The organism is Salinicola lusitanus (genome assembly GCF_038648475.1).
GTDB lineage: Bacteria > Pseudomonadota > Gammaproteobacteria > Pseudomonadales > Halomonadaceae > Salinicola > Salinicola lusitanus.
This window is the reverse complement of the sequence record NZ_CP151919.1, coordinates 319,604-340,948: the sequence shown is the minus strand read 5'-3', so window position 1 is coordinate 340,948 and position 21,345 is coordinate 319,604. Positions and strand designations below refer to the sequence as shown.

Below are 21,345 nucleotides of genomic sequence, written 5' to 3'. Positions count from 1 at the left end.
CCGACGATGCATCAGCCGCTGGTTGGCGGTGCATGAGTCGCACCACCGGCTGTGCTAGGCTTGGCCTTTTGCGCAGCCGGAGAGCGGAATGGCCAACAGCGGAGCGGTCCGTAACAGCAAAGCCCAGCCTCAGGCAGAACCCACCTTCCTTTGGCACGACTACGAGACCTTCGGCGCCGATCCTCGTCGGCACCGGGCTTCGCAGTTCGCGGCCATTCGCACCGATGCCGAGTTCAACGAAATCGGCGAGCCGCTGACGCTCTACGCGCGCCCGGCCGACGATGACCTGCCCACGCCCCAGGCTTGCCTGATCACCGGCATCACCCCCCAGGCCGCCATGCGTCGCGGTCTTCCCGAAGTGGAATTCGCCGCCCGTATCCAGGCCGAGATGAGCGTGCCCGGCACCTGCTCGCTGGGTTACAACAGTTTGCGTTTCGACGACGAGGTGAGTCGTCATCTGTTCTACCGCAACCTCTTCGACCCCTATGCCCGGGAGTGGCAGAACGGCAACTCGCGCTGGGATCTGATCGACGCGGTGCGCGCGTTCTATGCCGTGCGCCCGGAGGGTATCGAGTGGCCCAAGCGCGAGGATGGCGCACCCAGCTTCAAGCTCGAGCATCTGACCGCCGCCAACGGCATCGCGCACGAGGGGGCGCACGACGCCTTGGCGGACGTGCGGGCCACCATCGGCCTGGCGCGGCTGCTGCGGACGCAGAACCCCAAGTTCTTCGACTACCTGCTGTCGTTGCGTCAGAAGCGCCGGGTGGCCGGGCTGCTCGATGTCGAGGCGCGCAAGCCGATGCTTCACATCTCGCGGCGCTATCCCGCCAGTCGCGGCTGTAGCGCGCTGGTGGTGCCGCTGGCAGCGCACCCTTCGAACCCCAACGGGATCATCGTCTATGACCTCGCGGTCGATCCGGCACCGCTGTTCTCGCTGACGCCCGAGGAGATTCGCGCGCGCATCTTCGTCAGCGACAGCGAGCTGGCCGAAGGCGACACGCGGATTCCGTTGAAGGTGGTGCACCTCAACCGCAGCCCGGTGCTGTTGCCGATCGCCACGGCCGACGAGACCGTGACCCAGCGGCTGGGGCTCGACCGGCCGCTGTGCGAGCGCCACTGGCAGGCGCTGGTGCAGAATCCGGAGTCCTCCCGCAAGGCGGCGATGGCCTTCGCCGAGCCTCCCGCCGATCCACCGCAGGACCCCGATCTGATGCTCTATTCCGGCGGCTTCTTCTCGCCGCATGACCGCCAGGCGATGGAGCGGGTCCACGCCACGCCGCCGGATGAGCTGGGGCAGACCGGCTTCGCCTTCCAGGATCCGCGGCTGGAGGAGATGCTGTTCCGCATGCGCGCGCGCAGCTATCCCGAGACGCTGGAGAGCGAGGAGAAGGCGCAGTGGGATGCGTTCCGCTGGTCGCGCATGAACGATCCGCAGAGCGGCGCCTTCACCCTCAAGGAGTTCGCCCGCGAGATCGAACGGCTCAACCAGACCCCGCTGGGGGATCGCGAACGCCAGGTGCTGGAGGAGCTGGTGATGTACGTCGAATCGATCATGCCGGAGCAGGCCTTCGACGCCTACTGAGATCTCCCCTGCCTGACAGTCGGCGCGCAGCCGTCGCGCGTCATCGCCCTGTCACACTCGCTGCCTAGCCTGCATTCCCTTGATCACAACCAACAAGTCTGGATCAGGGGAACTTCATGGGAAGCGAGATCGGACGGCGTCGCGGCGCGGCGCTGAGGGCGGTGTCGTTGTCGGCGGCGACGCTTTCGGCGCTGGTCTCCGGGGCGAGCATGGCCGACGTCTACACCATCGCCAGCGGTCATACCGAAGCGACACCTCGCAGTGTGACCGGCACGGATAGGGTGAACGTCGAGGCCGGGGCCGTGCTCGACACCGACAGGGATACGGCGATCGAGTGGCACGGGGCGTCGCCCGCTGCCGGCGTGACCATCGACAACGCCGGCTCGATTCTCAGCCGGAAACGGGGCATCGACACCGATGGGGATGACAGCGAGCGCTCGCTGACGCTATACAACGCCGCCGGCGCGATCATCGACACCGGTAACGACGTCTTCAGGGTCGATACTGATTTAAGCGATGGCGAGATCATCGTCGATAACGCCGGCACGCTGCATTCGGCCGGCGGTCAGGTCCTGGATTTCGCCTCGATCGAATCACCGACGGCTGTCGTCACGATCAGCAATGCTGAAAGCGGTGTGATCGAGGCCGACGACAACGATGCGATTCGCCCAGGCGCCGGCAAAATCACCATCGATAATGCCGGCCGGATTCTATCGACCGCCTCCGCCAGTCGCGGAATCCACGTCGGCGATGTCGCCCATCTTGCCGAGTTTCATCTGCGCAACGAACGTACCGGGGTCATCGAATCCACCGACGACGCCGTGCGGATCGACAGCGATGGCGGCTCGCGAGGCGACGCGGTGGTCACGGTCGACAACTACGGCCTGATTCTCTCCTCCGGCACCGGCGACGACGGTGGCCAGGCGATCGATTTCGATCACATCGAAGCCGGTCAGGCCAGGGTCACGATCAACAACTACGCCGGCGGCGAAATCCGCGCCGAAGACGCCGATGCCCTGCGCCCCGGAGCAGGGGCGACGGTCAACAACGCCGGTACCATCGTCGCCAACAGCAGCGAGCCCGATGCCTCCAACGACGGGGTCGATCTGCAAGACCATGCCGCGACGATCCACAACCTGGCCGGCGGCACGATATCCGGCGCGCGCCACGGCATCACCACCGATGTGGAGGTGACCGTCTACAACGCGGCGGGCGCGACGATCCGGGGGCGCAACGGCTCGGGTGTCGGCTCCGACGGCAATGGGACGGTCGTCAACGCGGGCTTGATCAGCGGCGACATCGACAGCGACTCCGAGCTGGGCGATGGCGACGGCGTGGATATCGACTTTATCGGCCATATCACCAACCGCGGCACGATTCGGGGAACCGGCGCCAAGGGCCAGAAGCCGGGCGATACCCCCAATCAGAGCGAAGGGATCGCCATGGGCGGCGGCACCATCGTCAATGCCAGCGAGAGTGCGCTGATCCGCGGCGCCGACAACGGCATTCTGATCGACGATGGCAGCAGCGGTGGTGCCTACGGCGAGACCACGATCATCAACCGCGGCACCATCGAGGGTATCGACGGCTACGGTATTTCGCTGGTTGGCGACTATGACGATACCGTCGTCAACTCGGGGCGGATCGCCGGGGGTAACGGCCTGGCGCTGGATCTGGGGGGCGGCGACGACACCCTGGTCGTCCAGAGTGGGGCGACGTTCGACGGTCGCATCGACGGTGGTGATGGCGTCGATACGATCCTGCTCGACGGGGAAGGTGTGTTTGCCGGTGGCGTCAATGTCGAACTGCTCTCGGTCAAGGGTGACTGGCGGCTCACCGGCACGCAGCGCTACGCGGATGGGATCGACATCACCGGCGGCAGTCGCCTCGATCTCGACGGTACCCTGGATGGCCCGCTTGCGGTGGCGGCCGACGGCCTGCTCGGAGGCAACGGCACTTTGGGGAGCGTGACGGTGAAGGGCACGATCTCGCCCGGCAACTCCGTCGGCCAATTGAACGTGGTCGGTGACTACCGGCAGACGGCAGGTTCCACCTATCGGGCGGAGATCGAGGGGGCCGGGCGCGGTGATCGAATCCATGTTTCCGGCACGGCGTCGCTGGCTGGCGAGCTTGCGGTGACGCCGCTGTCGGATGCCGCTTATGCGCCTTCCCGCTATACCCTGATCAGCGCGGCGGGGGGCGTCACCGGCGCCTACGACGCGCCCGAGTCCTACTCGCCGTTCTTCGATCTCGACCTGGATTACCAGGCCAATGCCGTGGTGCTCGACGTCGCTCGCAACGACACCCGCTTCGCCGATCTTGCCGCGACCGACAATCAGCGGGCGAGCGCGGCCGGGATCGAGAGCCTGGGCGCGGGCAATGGTATCTATGACGCGGTTATCGCCACCACCGATATCGCGACCCTTCGCCAAGATTACGACGCGCTGTCCGGCGAGATTCATGCCAGCACGCGTTCCGGACTGATCGAGGAGAGCCGGTTCGTGCGCGAGGCCGTGTTCGGGCGCTTGCGGCGTGCCGGGTCGGCACCTCACCACACCAGTACGGGCGCCGCATCGGCGCTGGGTAAACTGCCCGATCAGCGCCCGGGGATGTGGCTGCAAGGGTTCGGCGGCTGGGGCAGGAGTGACGGCGATGGCAATGCCACTGGGCTGGAGCGCTCGACACGCGGGCTTTTCGTAGGTATCGACAGGGTAGTCGGCGCCAGCGAAGAGACGGCGTGGCAGCTCGGTGTGGCCGGTGGCTATGGCCGCTCGGACTACGACGTCGACCGGCGCGACTCCTCCTCCGAGATCGACAGCTACACCCTGGCCGCCTACGCCGGCCGCTCCTTCGGGCCCGTGGGGCTGCGCCTGGGCGCGGCGCACGCCTGGCACGATATCGACACACGACGCGCGATCGACGTCGCGGACGCCGGGACGGCCAAGGCTTCCTACGAGGCGCGCACCGCACAGCTCTTCGGTGAGGTCGGTATCGCCCTGACGGCGGGTCGGACTCGGCTGGAACCTTACGCCGGGCTCGCCTATGTCGATCTCCACAGCGACGGCTATCAGGAGCGCGGCGCGGCGGGCCTGGATGGCGAGGATGGAGACGCGGAGGTGACCTACTCGACCCTCGGGCTGCGCACGACGACACCATTCGAGATCGGCGGCGCCAGCGCCGTCTGGCAGGCGGCGGCAGGGTGGCAGCACGCTTTTGGCCAGCGCACGCCAACGGCGGAGCAGGCCTTCCGCGGCGGAGAGACCTTTGCGGTCGACGGCATACCGGTGGGCGAGGATGCGATCACGCTCGCCACCGGGATCGACATGGCGCTCTCGCCGGCAACCTCGGTGGGGGTGGACTACACGGGCAGACTGGCCAGTGACGCCCGGGATCAGAGCGTCGATGCCAATCTGACGATACGTTTCTAGACGCACTCTGCCATCACTGGCTGCGCACCGCCGATCGCGCCAAGCCTGCGTAACGACGAAACCCCAGCCAGATGGCTGGGGTTTCGCGTGGATGGGCGTTCCCGAGCGGGTCGAATCCTGCCCGGGTGCCGCTCGCTGAGACGCCGCTCAGCGCGACAGCGGGACGAAACCTTTGGTCAACGCATCCACGTCGCTGGGCTGGTCACCGGGATCTGCGGTGACATCGAGCACCGGGCTCCGGCGCAGTGTCTGCCAGGCGCTGCGGATATCCGCTGCGGTCAACTCGTCGACCGTGGCGGCCAGTCGCTGGCGCCGGTCGAAGTCGGCCTGCGGATAGGCCAGCGTCTGCCACAGACGGTCGGCTCGTGCCGAGAGCGACGGGTCACGTTGCAGGAGTTGCTGACGCACGGCCTGGCGATAGGGCGCCAGATCGTCGTCACCCAGTGCGGCGATGCGCTGATCGAAAGCGGCGAGGAAGGCATCCATCCGCTGGTCGATCGTCGTGCTGGAGACGCTGGGGGACTGAACCAGCATCATCAGGCCCGGCGCGTTCATGAACGGCGCGTAACCGGCGCTGACGATGTAGCCGAGCTGCTCGTCGGTGCGCAGCTTGGCGAAGAAGGGCGGTCCGATCAGTTGTCCGATCACGGCCAGGCTGGCCTGGTCTTGCAGCGAGAGGTCGGGGCCTTGCAGGTAGCGCAGCACCGCCGAGTCGCCGCGAGCCGTTGACGGGTGCAGTACCGGGGCGTTCGCGGGAACGTCGAGCACTGTCAACGGCGGGATGGCACTGGCGCGGAGTTCGGGCGCCAGCGCATTGGCAACCAGCAGCCCCTCACGCTTGGCGAGAGGGGCATCGAGGTTGCCCACCGCCATGGCCTGGAGGTAGAGCCTGTCGAGGAACTGCTGGCGGTAGTCGCGCACGTCCTGGGCATCGATGCCGTCGATCGCTGCCAGCATGTTCGTGGTGCTGATCTGCGGGCGCATCAGCGCCTCGCCCAGCGTGCGCTGCAGTTGCTGGTAGAGCGCGTCCTGGGGCGCGTTTTCCCAGTTGCGCTTCAAGCCCTGCTTGACCCGCTCGACACTGGCGTCGGTGATCTCGCCCTGGCGCAACTGCTCGACAACGGTCCTCATCAGGCGGTCCTGATGATCGCGCCAGCCGGAGAAGGCCAGCGTGATACCGCGACCGTGGGCGTAGGCGGCGAACTCCTGTCCGGCCAGTGATGCCGGGTAGAAACGCTCGTTGAGGCCGTCGTTCAGCCAACCGGCGAGCAGCCGGGTCAGCACCGCGTGCCGGGCGTCCCGGGACGCATCCGGATTCTGCAGGCTGAAGCGCCATTCGACTCGCGGTGCACCGAAGTCGCTGTCGGCCTGATGCCAGATCTCGACGCTGGGTGAGTCGACCAGGCGGGCGGGCTCGGCGCTCTCGAACGGCTGAACGCTCAGATCCTCGGCGATGTACGGGTTGGCGTCTGGCAGCCCCAGGCCGTCGAGGGAAGCGCCTGCGGGCCAGTCATCGCGTCGCGTCAGGGTATAGGGCGTCGAGAAGTAGCGGGTGGTCTCGTCACCCGTCACGTCCGGGCCGCTGTAGACTCGCAGCAGGTTGTCGGGTGTCAGGCGCCCGAGGATGTCGTCGATGGCTTCCGGGTCGAATCGGTCCATGCGGTAGGGCGCGTACTGCACGTCCTGAAGCGGATAGTGGGCCAGGCTCATCGCCATGCCTCTGACGGTATCGATCGGCTCGCTGCGCTGCTGGAAGCGGAAACTCTGCTCTGCCAGCTTGGCCTGTTCCCGGTAGCGCCATGCCTCGACGCCGTGGTCGCGGATGCGCCGGATCTGATCGAACAGGCTGGCCTGGATCTCGTCGAGATGGCGTTCGCCCTCCGGGGTCAGGCTGATCGAGACGTCGAACAGCGCGTGGCGGCCGTCACCCGCGCGGGTACCGGCGGACAGGCCGTCGGCCCACCCCGCCTTGCGCAGGGCTGCCAGAAGGCTGCCCTCACCCTCGTGTCCGAGCAGGTTGGCGAGATAGTCGTCCGGCTTGTCGGCGTATTCGAGGGTGGGGTCGTCGATGGGGAAGAGGAATTCCAGCTGGCGACGCGCCTCGTTGCTCTTGATGCGAATCGACGCCGGCAGGTCACCGGCCCTCGCCAATGGCTGATCGACCACCGGCTTTTGCAGGCCGCGATCGGGTATCGCGGCGAAACGTTGGCGGACCTGCTTCTCCATGGCATCCAGCGGCTCGGGGGAGAGCACGGTCAGATGCATGACATTGGCGTCGTAATGGCGCTGGTAGAAATCGAGCAGCGCCTGGCGCAGTGGTCTGTGGTCGCTGTTGAGCGTCTCCAGACTGCCGACCGAGAAGTGATTGAGCGGATGCTCGGGGTTGAGCGCCTTGCCCAGCGCCTCGTTGATGCGGCGGGCGTCATCGTCGCGCCTGGCTTGGTATTCGGAATTCACCGCGTGGCGTTCGCGGTCGACATAGTCGGGGTTGAACTGCGGGGAGATGAAGAACTGCGAGAATCGATCGAGTGCTTCGGGAAAGGCGCCCGGATCCACGTCGAAGTAGAAGTTGGTGTCCTGGTCGGCGGTGAAGGCGTTGTGGGAACCCCCGTTCTGGGAGATGAAGCGCTGGTAGCCGTCCGGATCCGGGTAGCCTTCGGTGCCCAGGAACAGCATGTGTTCGAGGAAGTGCGCCAGCCCGGGCATGTCGGCCGGGTCACTGTTGCTGCCCACCGAGACGTCCATGGCCGCCGCGGCCTTGTCGGCCTCGGGATCGCTGATCAGTAAGGCCTGCAGGCCGTTGTCCAGGGTGATGGCGCGATACTGGCGATGGTCATTCGGGCTCTGGATGATAGGGCCCTGAACGAGCGCGGCATGGTCGGCCGGTTCGGGATCGGGAGCGGCGGTCGCCGTACCGGGACTTGCCAGCAATCCGAGTACCAGTGCCATCGCCAGGCAGCCGGCCAGGTGCCAGGTGCCCCGCAGGATGCGTTGCGGCGACGTGATGCCGGTGGACGCCGAGTGATGGCGCGTGGAGTGGAAACGGGGTTCCTGCATACGAACTCTCTCGCTGATGACCAGGGGGGAAGTGCAAACCGGGGTCTTGAAGTGATGGATCGATACCTGCCGCGGCGAAGCGTTCATGGGGTCCAGACGCGCATGGGGCCGATGGGATAGCCGCAGGCCCACTCCTGATGCGCGGGGTCGTTCACCTGTTTTGATACCGGAAACGCGCCCAACAGTTCCTTGTCGGCCGGACCGATGAGCTCGCGGATCGACGCTGGCGACGTACCCGGCGAGAGCCAGGTCTCGGTCTGTCGGGGGTCGATGACCATGGGCAGGCGATCGCTCATGGGGGCGATGACTTCCGTGGTGGGGACCGTGATCAGGGCGAAGGAGTCGCGTGCCGTGCCGGCGTCCGGCGCATGGCGGCTCCAGATGCCGGCCAGCAGCAGTGGCGACCGGTCGACATGGGTCACCAGGAAGGGCTGTTTGCCGCGCAGCCCGCTCTGCCAGACATAAATGCCGGTCACCGGGAGCAGGCACCGGCGCTCGGCCAGGGCTTCGCGGAACATCGGTCGCTCGTCGAGCGATTCGGCACGGGCGCAGTGAGGCGCCTGATCCAGCACTTTCAGCCATGTGGGAGTGAGCCCCCAGAACGCGTCGCGCAGCACGGTGGTCCCCGCCTCCTGGCGCAGAATCGACAGCCAGCGGCGCGGCGCCAGGTTGGGGCCGAAGACTGGCGGGTCGATACCGCGAAAAGCGGGACTTGCCGGATGACGAGTCCAGTCGTCGACATGCAGCCGACCAGCCATGGTGTCTCCTCTTGAACGATCGGATGGCGAGGGCAACAGCCTATGCCACCGCTGGCGCCGGGCCAAGGCGTTATTCACCCGGGAAGGAGAGAGGAAGGCGATCTTTTCGCCCAGGCGTCCGTGGCGTAAAACCCTTACAAAATCGTCACGTTAATCCGCTCGGCGCTTGCGTTTACGCGGTATGGCGATATGCTGGGAAACGCTGTTCGATTTTAAGTCGACAACAATATTTTCCGGCTTCCGAATCATCGGCAGCGATTCGACATCATTCCGAGCGAGGAATTTCATGGCTCGACCGCGACAGCACGCCCCCGAGGCGCTCCATGCACAGGTCATGGCGGCCTGCGATGCCTGGCTGCGAGAAAATCCCGTGCACACGCTGTCGCTGCGCTCACTGGCTCGCGATGTGGGTTGCGCACCGAGCACGCTGCTCAAGCTCTACGGCAGCTTCAGCAACCTGCTGCAGTACGTCAACATCGAGACGCTCGACAGGATGGGGGCGGCGGTATCCTGGCTGGAAGACGCCGACCCGGAGCCGCAGCTCAAGGCCCTGGCGACGGCCTACTGGCAGTTTGCCCAGCATGAGCCTCATCGCTGGCAGATGCTGTTCGAGTATCCGTTGGCGGACGAGGGGGAGCTCGACGAGCGCCAGAGTCATATCATCGATGCGCTGTTCCTGCGCGTCGAGAGCGCACTCAAGGCTCATCAGCCGGCACTCGACGATGCCGCTGCCCGGCGCATGGCAAGAACGCTCTGGGGCAGCGTGCATGGCCTGGTCCAGTTGGGGCTCAACGACCGCCTCGGTTACTGGCAGGGGCAGCCGATGGAAGTGGGCGAACTGCTCGACCAGCTGTTGTCGATGACGCTGAATGGCCTGCGCTACCTGTCGGAAGACTCGTGAATTCGGGGTTGCTGGCCCAGCGCCGCTTTGCGCCGTTCTTCTGGACCCAGGCCCTGGGTGCCTTCAACGACAACCTTTTCAAGAATGTCCTGCTGCTGCTGCTGACCTTCGTCGCCGTACCCCGCTACGGCTGGGACACGGGATTGCTGAACAACCTGGCAGCGGGACTCTTCATCCTGCCATTCTTCCTGTTTTCCGCCTGGGGCGGCACCCTCGCCGATCATCTCGACAAGCAGAGGCTCGTCCGCCGGCTCAAGCTGCTGGAGCTGGCCACGATGATCGCGGCCGCGGCAGCGGTCTGGTTCGAGCTGTTTGGCCTGCTGCTGGCACTGTTGTTCATGATGGGCACGCAGTCGGCGCTGTTCGGTCCGGTCAAGTACGCCATCCTGCCGCAGCACCTGGCCGCCACCGAGCTGGTCAAGGGCAATGCCTGGGTCAACCTGGGCACTTTCGTGTCGATTCTGCTGGGGACTCTGGCGGCCGGCGTACTGGCTTCGCTGGAAGGCGCGCTGGGAAGGGCGGCCATTGCGACCAGCCTGGTGGTGATTGCCGTGATCGGTGTCGTCGTCAGCCTGAGAATCCCGGCGGCGCCTCCGAGCGTGACCGGGCGCGTGCCATGGCGCCCGCTCTCCGGTACCTGGGGAGTGCTGCGTGACGGTCTTGCCGAGAAGAAGGTTCGTCCGGCACTGATCGGTATCAGCTTCTTCTGGTTTCTGGGCGCCTGTTACCTGACCCAGTTGCCTGCATGGGTGAAAGACGTGGTGCACGGCAGCGAAGGTGCCGTCAGCTTCCTGCTCGGCGCCTTCGCGATTGGCGTGGGCCTGGGGGCGCTGCTCTGTTCGCGGTTGTCGGCGGGGCGGCTGGAACTCGGTTTGGTGCCCATCGGCGCGCTGGTCATCGGTGTCTCCGGGCTCGAGCTGGCTGCGCAGTCGAGTTTCGCCGCGGAACGCCTGACCCTGGTCGAGCTACTGGCGATGACTGACTTCTGGCGCATGAGCACGCTGCTGGCGCTGGTGGGGCTCGGCGGCGGCCTCTATAGCGTGCCGCTCTATACCCTGATGCAGCTGGCCAGCCGCGAGGAGCGTCGGGCCCGCATGATCGCCGCCAACAACATTCTCAACGCGCTGTTCATGATTCTCTCCGCCGTGTTCGGGATCGTGGTGCTGAGCGTGATGGAGCTGTCGCTCTTCACGCTATTCGCCTGCCTGGGCTGGTCGGCCCTGCTGGTGGGCGTGGCGCTGCTGATGCGAAACCCCCGGCCCGCGCTGAGACTGCTGATTTTTGCCCTGGTTCAAATGCTGTACCGGCTCCGGTGCCGTGGCCGACAGCATGTACCCGCCACCGGGCCGGCGCTGGTGGTCTGCAACCATGTCAGCTTCATGGATGCGCTGGTGCTCGGTGGCGCCTGCCCCCGTCCGCTGCGATTCATGATGGATCGGCCGATCTACGAAAACCCCTGGGTTCACTGGTTCTTCCGGATCGCGGGTGCCATTCCGGTCGACTCCGACCGCCGCGATCCTGGCGGCGTTCGTCGCGCGCTGGAAGAAGTCAGTCGCGCGTTGCGCAATGGCGAGGTGGTGATGATCTTCCCCGAAGGGCGGTTGACGCCGGACGGCGATGTGCACGCTTTCCGGCGGGGCCTGGACCTGGTGCTGGCGCGGGATCCGGTGCCGGTGGTGCCGGCGGCGCTGTCGGGGCTGTGGGGGTCGTGGACATCCAACAAGGATGGCAAGGCGCTGACCAAATGGCCGCGCCGGCTGAGAGCGCGGGTGCTGCTGGTCTTCGGCGAGCCGATTCCCGCCGGCTACTCGCCGAGGCGAACCCTGGAACGGCGGGTTCGAGGTCTCAAGCGGGCGGCCGATCAGAGCTTGTCCCGGAAGCTGGGTGGTCCGATCTAGGCTCTGTACGAAACCTGGCTGTGCTCGGCAATAAGGCGTCGAAATCGGCTGGAGCGCCAGGCCGGTCCGTCTTTGTCGATTTTTGCCTTGGCTACGCGTCCCGGTCTGGCCTTCGCTCGCCGATTTTCCGTACCAACCCTAGCCCGCGCCGATCGCGGTCAGCATCCTGTCCGCGCCCTTGTCGGCTCATTCGCCGCTGCGGCGCCGCACGCCCTGTTGCCAGCAGCGCACCGAGGTGATCAGGTTGTCCCCGATCTCGAGGATTTCCAGGCGGGTCGCGCCGATCTGCAGGCAGGCCTGGGCATCGGGGAAGGACTCCAGTTCCTCCAGAATCAGCCCGTTGAGGGTCTTGGGGCCATCCGTCGGCAGCTGCCAGCCGAGCGCCTTGTTGACCTCGCGGATGTTGGCCGTGCCCTCGATGATATAGCCGCCATCCGTCTGCGGGTGAATGTCCTTGTAGGTGCCGGCGACGTCGGTGGTGAACTCGCCGACGATCTCCTCCAGGATGTCCTCCAGCGTGGCCAGCCCCTCGACATCACCATACTCGTCCACCACGACGCCGATGCGGCGCTTCTGCTGCTGGAAATTGAGCAGTTGCGTGTGCAGGGGCGTCGACTCCGGAATGAAGTACGGTTCCCGGGCTTCCTGGACGATGGCGGCCTTGTTGAGATCCGGCTTGGAGAGAAAGCGCGAGGCGTTACGCAGATGCAGAATGCCGATGATGTTGTTGATGTCGCCCTTGAAGATCGGCAGCCGGGTGTGCTGGCTCTGGCGGATCTGGGCGAGCAGGGTTTCCAGATCGTCGTCCAGGTCGAGGCCGACGATTTCGTGACGGGGCACCATGATGTCGTTGACGGTGACGTTCTCGAGATCGAGGATCGACAGCAGCATCGCCTGGTGGCGGCTGGGAATGAGCGAGCCGGCTTCGTGCACCACGCTGCGCAGTTCGTCGCGGGTCAGGTTGTCGGCGCCGGCGTCCAGGTGGCGGACGCCGATGAGCCGCAGCAGGCCGTTGGAGATGGCGTTGACCAGCCACACCACCGGGTAGAGCAGCCGCAGCAGCGGCGCCAGGATCAACGAGGCGGGCAGCGCGATGCGGTCCGGTTTGACGGCGGCGTAGGTCTTGGGCGTGACCTCGCCGAAGATCAGCACGACGATGGTCAGCACCAGCGTGGCGATGGCCGGCCCGGAGACGTCGCCGAAGAAATGGATGGCGACGATGGTGGCAATGGAGGCGGCGAGGTTGTTGACCAAATTGTTGCCGATGAGGATCACGCCCAGCAGGCGGTCGGGGCGCTTGAGCAGCTCGACGACGCGGCTGGCGGAGCGAGAACCGGCGTTGGCCTGATGATTCAATCGATAGCGATTGATCGACATCATGCCGGTTTCCGAACTGGAGAAGAATGCTGACAGGCAGACCAGAACAAACAGCAGGCCCAGCATGAGGCCCAGGGGTATGTCGTCGCTCAAGGCGGAGAATTCCTCATGGAGTTGTCAGGTTGTTGTAGGGCGTTAGCCGGAGCCTGTCAACGCGGCCGATGACCGCGCGACGGAGTTTCCGGCCGGGCAAGTGCTCAGGCGTTGTAATGGAAGATGTATTCGAGCACGAACTTGGTGCCGAAGAACGCCAATACCAGCATCGCGGCACCGGCCAGCGTCCAGCGCACCGCCTTGGGTCCACGCCAGCCGAGAAGATGATGCCCCGCCAGCAGGCCGGCGAATATCAGCCACGCCAGCAGCGACAGGATGGTCTTGTGGGCCAGGTGCTGGGCGAACAGATTGTCGACGAACACGAATCCGCTGACGATGGCGACCGTCAGCAGCAGCATGCCGCACCAGATCAGCTCGAACAGCAGTTGCTCCATGCGGGTCAGCGGCGGTAGTACCTGGACGATGCCGCTGGTCTGGCGGCGCTTCAGGGCGTGGTGCTGGAAACCGAGCAGCGCGGCCTGGACCGCGGCAATGGCCAGGAAGGAGAACGCGGCGATCGAGCTGAGGATATGGAAATAGAGGCCGGGAGAGACCCCGGACTCGATCATTCGGCTGGGCATGCCGACCACGCCGACGATGGTGATGGCGGCCAGCGGGAAAACGCAGACGCCGGCGTTGAGTACGGGCTTGAACAGGCTGGCGGCCAGCAGCAGCGCCACGACCAGCCAGCCCACCAGCGCGGCACTCTGGGTCAGTCCCAGATGCAGGCCGTGCGGGCCGATGATGGCCAGGGCGATGATGAAGGTGTGGCAGCCCAGCGCGATCAACCCGGCGCTGCGTACCCAGCTCGGGCGTTCGGCGACCCGTCGGGCAAGGCTCAGGCTCTGCCATAGCCCGGCGGCGAGATAACAGACAATAGCGACAAGGGCGAAAGGAAGCGCCGGCATCGGTGTTTTGGCCTCGTGGGCGGTCTTCGAGCAGCCGCCGTGACGATGAAAAGAGTGCGAGATGCGGATGCGCCGGGAGCTGTTGCCGCTTCAGCGCGGCCGTACAAGCGGCAACGGATCCTGAATGATAGGCCATCGCGTTTCGCCGCCACTATACCCAATCACCGCCAACTCGCCCAGCCATCGACTCGTGGCGCCGCACTGCATGGAGCCTGGCCGCATCCATGCGTATAATGCTGGCCACATTCCTTTCCAGTGGCGTCGCGAGCTCGAGTTCGAGCCTCGGTGATGCCAGGCATCGCTGCCCGGAGCGTTTCATGTTCGAAAGTCTCTCCAATCGCCTGTCGCAGACGCTCAAGTCGATTACCGGCCAGGCGCGTCTGACCGAAGACAACATCAAGGACACGCTGCGCGAAGTCCGTCGGGCGCTGCTCGAAGCCGATGTCGCCCTGCCGGTGGTCAAGGACTTCGTCGATCGGGTGCGCGAACGCGCGGTCGGGCAGGAGGTCTCCAAGAGCCTCTCGCCGGGCCAGCAGTTCGTCAAGATCGTCCAGCAGGAGCTGGAGTCGATCATGGGCCAGGCCAACGAGGCGCTGACGCTCAAGGGCACCCCCGCCGTCGTGCTGATGGCCGGCCTGCAGGGGGCGGGCAAGACCACTTCCGTCGCCAAGCTGGCCAAGTACCTGCGCGAGCGCGAGAACAAGAAAGTGCTGGTGGTCTCCGCCGACGTCTACCGGCCGGCGGCCATCGATCAGCTCGAGACGCTGGCCAGGGAAGTGGAGGTCGATTTCTTCCCGTCGACCAGCGCCCAGCAGCCGGTGGCGATCGCCGAGGCGGCGATCAAGCACGCCAAGATCCAGTTCCACGACGTGGTGATCGTCGACACCGCCGGCCGGCTGGCGGTGGACGAGGCGATGATGGCGGAGATCCAGGCCCTGAATCAGGCGATCCAGCCCCAGGAGACACTGTTCGTCGTCGACGCCATGACCGGCCAGGATGCCGCCAACACTGCCAAGGCGTTCCATGACGCGCTACCGCTGACCGGGGTCATCCTGACCAAGGCCGACGGCGATGCGCGCGGCGGTGCGGCGCTGTCGGTGCGTCATATCACCGGCAAGCCGATCAAGTTCATGGGGATGGGCGAGAAGGTCGATGCTCTCGAGCCGTTCCATCCCGATCGCGTGGCCTCGCGGATTCTCGGCATGGGCGACGTGCTGTCGCTGATCGAGGAGGCCGAGCGCAACGTCGACAAGGGCAAGGCCGAGCGGCTGGCCAAGAAGGTCAAGAAGGGGCAGGGATTCGATCTCGAGGACTTCCGCGACCAGCTTCAGCAGCTCAAGAAGATGGGCGGCATGGGTGGGCTGATGTCCAAGCTGCCGGGCATGGGGCAGATGGCGGAGATGGCCCAGAACAAGGGCGCCGAGCAGGAGTTCGGCAAGCTCGAGTCGCTGATCAACTCGATGACGCCCCAGGAGCGCCGCAAGCCCGAGATCATCAACGGTTCGCGCAAGCGGCGTATCGCCATGGGGGCGGGGCTGCAGGTGCCCGATCTCAATCGTCTGCTCAAGCAGCACAAGCAGATGCAGAAGATGATGAAGAAAGCCGGCCAGAAGGGCGGCATGCAGAAGATGATGCGCGGCATGTCCGGCATGATGGGGGGCGGAGGACCTGGCGGTCCCGGAGGCCCCGGCGGGATGGGGGGCATGGGCGGCGGCGGTTTCCCCCGGCGCTGACTCGCCCACCCGCAACAAAAGGTTTCCAATACACGGTGTTTTCCGTAGAATGCTGCGTCTTCGTCTCGGGCGAGTGTCCGAGAAGACTCGATTTCGTGGCGTAACGATTAACTTAACCGAAGGATTATCAACGCAATGGTAACCATTCGTCTGGCACGTGGTGGCGCCAAGAAGCGTCCCTTCTATCACCTGACCGTCAGCGACTCTCGCGTTTCCCGCGATGGACGCTTCATCGAGCGCGTCGGCTTCTTCAATCCGGTCGCCCGCGGCCAGGAAGAGCGCCTGCGTGTCGATCTGGACCGTGTCACCCACTGGCAGTCCCAGGGTGCGCAGGTCTCCGATCGCGTCGCCGAGCTGGTCAAAGAAGCTCGCAAGGCCCAGGCCTGAGATCGATCGTCATGCCGCAGGCGGCTCGCAAGACACTGTCGGGTGAAACCTTGCCGAAAGATTCCGAGCAGGACATAACCTATGCAGGGTGACGAGACGCAACAGGTGGTGCTGGGTCGATTGACCAGCCCGCACGGCGTGAAAGGGTGGCTCAAGGTCTACTCGTACACCAGTCCGGCCCAGGGCATCTTCGATTATCCGGTGTGGATACTGTCGATGCGGGGGCAGCAGCAGTCGCGACGTCTGCTCGAGGCGCGGCCGCAGGGCAAGGGTCTGGTGGTGCGACTGGAAGGCATCGACACGCGGGAGCTGGCCGAGCAGTGGGCCGGTGCCGATGTGGCGGTGGAAAAGACGGCGCTACCCGAACTGGATAGCGGCGAATATTACTGGCATCAGTTGGAAGGGCTCGAGGTGGTGACCCGCGACGGCGTCAAGCTGGGACGTGTCGACCACTTGTTCGAGACCGGTGCCAACGATGTGCTGGTGGTCAGGCCCTCCGAGGAGAGCCTCGATGATCGCGAGCGGCTGCTGCCGTTCCTGCCTGACGACGTCATCGTTCAGGTCGATCTGGCCGATCGCTCCATGATCGTCGATTGGGACCCCGCCTTCTGACGACGACAGTGCTGGCACCCGGTGCCGCTGTCCAGGTCGGTGAGAGCCAAGCGTTCGGCAACGGGTAGGAGAAGCGTACCGTGTGGATTGGTGTCGTATCCCTGTTCCCGGAGATGTTCGAGGCGATCACCCGGCACGGTGTCACCGGACGCGCCGTTGAACGGGGGCTGCTGGAACTGGCGTTCTGGAATCCCCGTGACTACGCCACCGACCGGCACCGTACGGTGGACGACCGTCCCTATGGCGGCGGCCCCGGCATGCTGATGAAGGTCGACACCCTGCGCGGGGCATTGGCCGAGGCGCGGGCCGGTGCCGAGTCCGCCGGCCATCGGCCCAGCGTGATCTATCTGTCTCCCCAGGGACGCAGGCTGGATCAGGCAGGGGCGCGGGAGCTGGCAACCCGTGACGGGCTGATCGTGGTGGCGGGTCGTTACGAAGGTATCGACGAGCGCGTGGTCGAGGCCGATATCGATGAAGAGTGGTCGATCGGCGACTATGTGCTCAGCGGCGGCGAGCTGCCGGCCATGGTGATGATCGATGCGCTGGCGCGCGAAGTGCCCGGGGTGCTGGGCCACAGCGATTCGGCCAGCGAGGATTCGTTCGCCGATGGCCTGCTGGACTGCCCGCACTACACGCGGCCCGAGGTGATCGACGGCCATCGTGTCCCGGACGTCCTGCTCAGCGGCAATCACGAGCTGATTCGTCGCTGGCGACTGAAGCAATCCCTCGGGCGCACCTGGCTCAGGCGCCCGGATATGCTGGAGAGCCGAACGTTGGATCGCGAACAGCGCAAGCTGCTCGACGAATTCATCGACGAACACGCCGCGGGAAGCATCTCTTCCCGCGACGGCGGTGCATGAGACGGTAGGTTCTCGCACAGAGTGACCGTCGACATGTGTCATCCACGAGTCCGATTCCGCCCCGACCGTTCGTCGGACGGGCGCCGGGATCACGAAACGCCCCAGGGGCGTTTCTTCAACGAGGAGCAAGACATGAGTAGCAAGAGCAAGGTGATCCAGGCGCTCGAGAACGAGCAGATGAGCAAGGAAATCCCGGCGTTCGCGCCCGGCGATACCATTGTCGTCCAGGTCAAGGTCGTGGAAGGCAGCCGCGAGCGCCTCCAGGCTTTCGAAGGCGTCGTCATCGGCAAGCGTAACCGCGGCCTGAACTCCGCCTTCACCGTGCGCAAGATCTCCCACGGTGTCGGCGTCGAGCGTACCTTCCAGACCTACAGCCCGCTGGTGGCCGGTATCGAAGTCAAGCGTCGCGGCGACGTGCGCCAGGCCAAGCTTTACTACCTCCGCGAGCGCAGCGGCAAGTCTGCCCGCATCAAGGAAAAGCTGGGCTGATCCGGCCCGCGCCTTCGAGTGGAGGCGCATCCGGCTGGTCCGCAGGAAACCCCGCGAGTCGTTCGGCTCGCGGGGTTTCCGCGTTATGATGGTGCTTTTGGCCACATAGCCCCTGCCATCACGGAGCCGCATGAACGACCACGACCGACGCGATGCCTTCCTCGATGCGCTGTGGCTGGAACGCGGTGTCAGCGAGCATACGCTGAGCGCCTACCGCCGCGATCTGACGGCCTGGATCGGTTATCTCGAAGCGCAGGACGAACGGCTGCTGGCGCCCGGCGAGAGTACGCTGGTGGCGTTCGTCGATGTCTGTCGTGAGCGCTACCATGCGCGTTCCATCGCCCGCCAGCTCTCCTGTCTGCGGCGCTTCTATCGCTGGGCGCTGGCGGAAGGGCTGATGAGTCACGACCCGCTGGCGGAGATTCAGGCCCCCCGAGTGCAGCCGGGGCTGCCATCGACACTCGAGGAGCACGATGTCGATCGCCTGCTGCTGGCGCCGGATGTGGAGACTGCGCTGGGGTTGCGGGATCGCGCCATGCTGGAAGTGCTCTACGCCTGCGGGTTGCGGGTATCGGAACTGGTGGGGCTGACCGTCAACGCGATCAACCTGCGCCAGGGAGTCGTGATGGTGCGTGGCAAGGGCGACAAGGAGCGTCTCGTGCCGCTGGGGGAGGAGGCCCTGGCCTGGGTCGACCGCTATCTGCGTCAGGGCCGCAACGAGCTGATGCGGGATATCCGTCAGCCGCCGCTGTTCCCCGGCCGACACGACGGTTTCATGACCCGCCAGACCTTCTGGTACCGGCTCAAGCACTACGCCCAGCTGGCGGCCATCGACAAGCCGCTGTCGCCCCACACCCTTCGCCACGCCTTCGCGACTCATTTATTGAATCATGGGGCCAATTTACGTGTCGTACAGTTGCTGCTGGGTCACAGCGACCTGTCGACCACGCAGATCTATACCCACGTGGCCCAGGCGCGCCTGGAAGCGCTGCACGCCCAACACCACCCGAGAGGTTGAACATGAGAAGTCGTTTACTGCCCGCACTTGCCCTGGTGGGCGTGGCTCTGGCGCCGAGTGCGTTCGCCGAGCCCCCCGCCGACCTCGCCGACAAGCTGAATGCCCACAGTGGTCAGCCGCTGCCGATCGAGGCCATCGATGACTCACCGGTGCCGGGGCTCTACGAGGTACGTCTGCGCGGCGGTAACACGCTCTATTCGGATGCCGACGGGCGGTACCTGATCGTCGGCGACCTCTATGAAAACGCCGACGACGGCATGGTCAATCTGACCGAACAGGCCGCCAACCAGCGCCGCAAGGCCCTGGTCGACGCCGTTCCCGAGGACCAGCGGGTGGTCTACAAGCCGGCCGGCGAGGTGAAGGCCAGGCTCACCGTGTTCACCGACCCCACCTGCCCCTACTGTCACAAGCTGCATGCCGAGCTGTCCCAGCTCAACGACATGGGGATCGAGGTGGACTACCTGGCCTTCCCGCGCATGGGTCCCAGTTCGGATGCCGCCCGGCAGCTCGCCCGGGTATGGTGTGCCGACAACCGCTCCGAGGCGATGAGCGCTGCGTTCCGCGGTGACGAGGTGGACGCGTCGAAGAACTGCGACGCTCCGATTGCGGCCCAGTATCGGCTCGGCGTCGAGTCCGGCATTCAGGGAACGCCCGCGATCATCTTCCCCGATGGCAAAATGGTACCCGGCTATCTGCCGGCGAAGCGTCTGGCGGCGATGCTCGACGTGAATGCCGACGGCGACAGCTGACGCCTGGCGTGAATCCCCTCGAGTCGGCTTGACAAGGGGGGCTGGGCTTTCTACCGTGACCGCCCTTCAGGGCGCTTTGTGGATGAAATCCGTTCGACAAAGGACAGGTGCCGCGACCGCGGTCACCGCTCCGTGGGGTGAGGCGACCAGTACAATCGAGCAGGGGAGAGCGACATCTTGGATCCGGTGAGAGTGGGTATCTGCGGGCTGGGCACCGTGGGCGGTGGCACCTTCGACGTTCTGACGCGCAACGCCGACGAGATCGCCCGGCGCGCGGGGCGTCCCATCGTCATCGAGCAGGTGGGTGCACGTCATGACAATCCCGACTGCGACACTTCCGGGGTCAAGGTGACGCGTGACATCTTCGAGGTCGCGCGCAATCCCGATATCGATGTGCTGGTCGAACTCATCGGCGGCTACGACGTCGCCCGAGAGCTGGTGATGACGGCGATCGAGCACGGCAAGCACGTGGTCACCGCCAACAAGGCGCTGATCGCCGTCCACGGCAACGAGATCTTTCACGCGGCCCACAAGAAGGGGGTCATCGTCGCTTTCGAAGCGGCCGTGGCCGGCGGCATTCCGGTGATCAAGTCGCTGCGCGAAGGTCTCGGCGCCAACCGTATCCAGTGGCTTGCCGGCATCATCAACGGTACCGGCAACTACATCCTGACCCATATGCGCGACGAAGGGCGGGCGTTCGAGGACGTCCTCGCCGAAGCCCAGGCACTGGGCTATGCCGAGGCCGACCCGACCTTCGACGTCGAAGGTATCGACGCCGCCCACAAGCTGACGATTCTCGCCTCCATCGCCTACGGTGTGCCGCTGCAGTTCGATCGCGCCTACACCGAGGGCATCGCGCGGATCACTGCCGAAGACGTCGAGCAGGCCGATAACCTCGGCTACACCATCAAGCATCTGGGCATCACCCGGCGTGGCGACAACGGCGTCGAGCTGCGCGTGCATCCGACGTTGATTCCCAAGGAGCGGCTGCTGGCCAATGTGCACGGGGTCAAGAACGCCATTGCGGTGATGGGTGACGCCGTAGGGCCGACGCTCTACTACGGCGCCGGCGCCGGTGCCGAGCCCACCGCCTCGGCGGTCGTTGCCGATCTGCTCGACGTGGCCCGCAACATCGCCACTGCCCACAGCTACCGGGTGCCCTACCTTGCCTTCAGCGGCGTCAACGACGAGGCCAACGCGCTGCCGATCCTGCCGATGGAAGAGATTGTCACGGCGTACTATCTGAGGTTGCTGGCGGTGGATCGCCCCGGCGTGCTGGCTCGGGTGGCGACGATCCTCGCCGAGCAGGGTATCTCGATCGAGGCGATCATCCAGAAGGAAGCCACCGAAGGCGAACTGGTGCCGATCATCCTGCTGACCCACCGGACCCGCGAGAAGCACATGAACGAGGCGATCCGTCAGTTGGAATCGCTGGCCGACATCGCCGGACCGGTGACGCGGATCCGCGTCGAGTCGCTGGACGAGCAGGAATAAT

The 21,345-nt window shown here is 65.5% G+C and carries 16 protein-coding genes; 12 read left to right on the top strand and 4 right to left on the bottom strand.

Going from position 1 to position 21,345, the window contains the following annotated elements; all coding sequences use genetic code 11:
• The first annotated feature begins 88 nt into the window (after positions 1-88).
• Together sbcB and AAGT95_RS01470 are read left to right on the top strand one after the other, a co-directional pair.
• Positions 89-1,582 carry an exodeoxyribonuclease I gene (gene sbcB / locus AAGT95_RS01475; protein ID WP_342595287.1) on the top strand — a complete coding sequence of 498 codons (1,494 nt, stop codon included), beginning with the start codon at positions 89-91 and terminating at the stop codon, positions 1,580-1,582.
• A gap of 116 nt (positions 1,583-1,698) precedes the next feature.
• Positions 1,699-5,010, top strand: coding sequence for an autotransporter outer membrane beta-barrel domain-containing protein (locus AAGT95_RS01470; RefSeq protein WP_342595286.1), 3,312 nt, complete (start codon positions 1,699-1,701; stop codon positions 5,008-5,010).
• A gap of 147 nt (positions 5,011-5,157) precedes the next feature.
• On the opposite strand, the gene AAGT95_RS01465 is transcribed toward AAGT95_RS01470, so the two are convergent.
• Together AAGT95_RS01465 and AAGT95_RS01460 are read right to left on the bottom strand one after the other, a co-directional pair.
• A complete protein-coding gene (locus tag AAGT95_RS01465) occupies positions 5,158-8,067 on the bottom strand; it encodes an insulinase family protein (RefSeq protein WP_342595285.1) in 2,910 nt (969 codons plus the stop codon).
• Between the two features lie 83 nt (positions 8,068-8,150).
• Entirely contained in the window at positions 8,151-8,825 is a 675-nt protein-coding gene (locus tag AAGT95_RS01460; protein WP_110597866.1) for an SOS response-associated peptidase, read from the bottom strand.
• A gap of 286 nt (positions 8,826-9,111) precedes the next feature.
• Here AAGT95_RS01460 and AAGT95_RS01455 point away from each other — a divergent pair, with 286 nt between their 5' ends.
• Positions 9,112-9,726, top strand: a complete 615-nt coding sequence (locus AAGT95_RS01455) for a TetR/AcrR family transcriptional regulator (protein ID WP_110597865.1) — start codon at positions 9,112-9,114, stop codon at positions 9,724-9,726.
• On the top strand, positions 9,723-11,624 hold the full coding sequence (locus tag AAGT95_RS01450) for an MFS transporter (RefSeq protein ID WP_232822182.1): 1,902 nt from the start codon (positions 9,723-9,725) through the stop codon (positions 11,622-11,624). The genes AAGT95_RS01455 and AAGT95_RS01450 overlap by 4 nt, the downstream gene beginning before the upstream one ends.
• Before the next feature lie 186 nt (positions 11,625-11,810).
• On the opposite strand, the gene AAGT95_RS01445 is transcribed toward AAGT95_RS01450, so the two are convergent.
• A complete protein-coding gene (locus tag AAGT95_RS01445) occupies positions 11,811-13,094 on the bottom strand; it encodes an HlyC/CorC family transporter (RefSeq protein ID WP_110597864.1) in 1,284 nt (427 codons plus the stop codon).
• Positions 13,095-13,198: 104 nt separating this feature from the next.
• Entirely contained in the window at positions 13,199-14,002 is an 804-nt protein-coding gene (locus AAGT95_RS01440; RefSeq protein ID WP_342595284.1) for a cytochrome C assembly family protein, read from the bottom strand.
• Between the two features lie 317 nt (positions 14,003-14,319).
• On the opposite strand from AAGT95_RS01440, the gene ffh reads away from it, so the two are divergent.
• The 8 genes from ffh (at position 14,320) to AAGT95_RS01400 (ending at position 21,344) form a co-directional block, all read left to right on the top strand.
• Positions 14,320-15,735, top strand: coding sequence for a signal recognition particle protein (gene ffh / locus AAGT95_RS01435; RefSeq protein WP_110597862.1), 1,416 nt, complete (start codon positions 14,320-14,322; stop codon positions 15,733-15,735).
• Positions 15,736-15,870: 135 nt separating this feature from the next.
• The gene (gene rpsP, locus AAGT95_RS01430; RefSeq protein ID WP_110597861.1) at positions 15,871-16,122 is read left to right on the top strand and encodes a 30S ribosomal protein S16; all 252 of its coding nucleotides are present in this window, start codon (positions 15,871-15,873) and stop codon (positions 16,120-16,122) included.
• Between the two features lie 81 nt (positions 16,123-16,203).
• The gene (gene rimM, locus AAGT95_RS01425; RefSeq protein WP_342595283.1) at positions 16,204-16,734 is read left to right on the top strand and encodes a ribosome maturation factor RimM; all 531 of its coding nucleotides are present in this window, start codon (positions 16,204-16,206) and stop codon (positions 16,732-16,734) included.
• An 80-nt stretch (positions 16,735-16,814) separates the two neighbouring features.
• Positions 16,815-17,594, top strand: a complete 780-nt coding sequence (gene trmD / locus AAGT95_RS01420) for a tRNA (guanosine(37)-N1)-methyltransferase TrmD (RefSeq protein WP_342595282.1) — start codon at positions 16,815-16,817, stop codon at positions 17,592-17,594.
• Positions 17,595-17,726: 132 nt separating this feature from the next.
• On the top strand, positions 17,727-18,083 hold the full coding sequence (gene rplS, locus AAGT95_RS01415) for a 50S ribosomal protein L19 (protein ID WP_110597858.1): 357 nt from the start codon (positions 17,727-17,729) through the stop codon (positions 18,081-18,083).
• A gap of 130 nt (positions 18,084-18,213) precedes the next feature.
• Positions 18,214-19,101, top strand: a complete 888-nt coding sequence (xerD, locus tag AAGT95_RS01410; RefSeq protein WP_342595281.1) for a site-specific tyrosine recombinase XerD — start codon at positions 18,214-18,216, stop codon at positions 19,099-19,101.
• Positions 19,102-19,103: 2 nt separating this feature from the next.
• Positions 19,104-19,850 (top strand): DsbC family protein, encoded by a 747-nt coding sequence (locus AAGT95_RS01405; protein ID WP_342595280.1) that lies wholly within the window; start codon positions 19,104-19,106, stop codon positions 19,848-19,850.
• A 177-nt stretch (positions 19,851-20,027) separates the two neighbouring features.
• Positions 20,028-21,344, top strand: coding sequence for a homoserine dehydrogenase (locus AAGT95_RS01400; protein WP_110597855.1), 1,317 nt, complete (start codon positions 20,028-20,030; stop codon positions 21,342-21,344).
• The last annotated feature ends 1 nt before the right edge of the window (position 21,345 follow it).

Excerpts from the sequence above, each read along its gene's own strand:
- sbcB (WP_342595287.1), top strand. The coding sequence starts at position 89 with ATGGCCAACAGCGGAGCGGTCCGTAACAGCAAAGCCCAGCCTCAGGCA.
- AAGT95_RS01470 (WP_342595286.1), top strand. The coding sequence starts at position 1,699 with ATGGGAAGCGAGATCGGACGGCGTCGCGGCGCGGCGCTGAGGGCGGTG.
- AAGT95_RS01465 (WP_342595285.1), bottom strand. The coding sequence starts at position 8,067 with ATGCAGGAACCCCGTTTCCACTCCACGCGCCATCACTCGGCGTCCACC.
- AAGT95_RS01460 (WP_110597866.1), bottom strand. The coding sequence starts at position 8,825 with ATGGCTGGTCGGCTGCATGTCGACGACTGGACTCGTCATCCGGCAAGT.
- AAGT95_RS01455 (WP_110597865.1), top strand. The coding sequence starts at position 9,112 with ATGGCTCGACCGCGACAGCACGCCCCCGAGGCGCTCCATGCACAGGTC.
- AAGT95_RS01440 (WP_342595284.1), bottom strand. The coding sequence starts at position 14,002 with ATGCCGGCGCTTCCTTTCGCCCTTGTCGCTATTGTCTGTTATCTCGCC.
- ffh (WP_110597862.1), top strand. The coding sequence starts at position 14,320 with ATGTTCGAAAGTCTCTCCAATCGCCTGTCGCAGACGCTCAAGTCGATT.
- rpsP (WP_110597861.1), top strand. The coding sequence starts at position 15,871 with ATGGTAACCATTCGTCTGGCACGTGGTGGCGCCAAGAAGCGTCCCTTC.
- rimM (WP_342595283.1), top strand. The coding sequence starts at position 16,204 with ATGCAGGGTGACGAGACGCAACAGGTGGTGCTGGGTCGATTGACCAGC.
- rplS (WP_110597858.1), top strand. The coding sequence starts at position 17,727 with ATGAGTAGCAAGAGCAAGGTGATCCAGGCGCTCGAGAACGAGCAGATG.
- xerD (WP_342595281.1), top strand. The coding sequence starts at position 18,214 with ATGAACGACCACGACCGACGCGATGCCTTCCTCGATGCGCTGTGGCTG.
- AAGT95_RS01405 (WP_342595280.1), top strand. The coding sequence starts at position 19,104 with ATGAGAAGTCGTTTACTGCCCGCACTTGCCCTGGTGGGCGTGGCTCTG.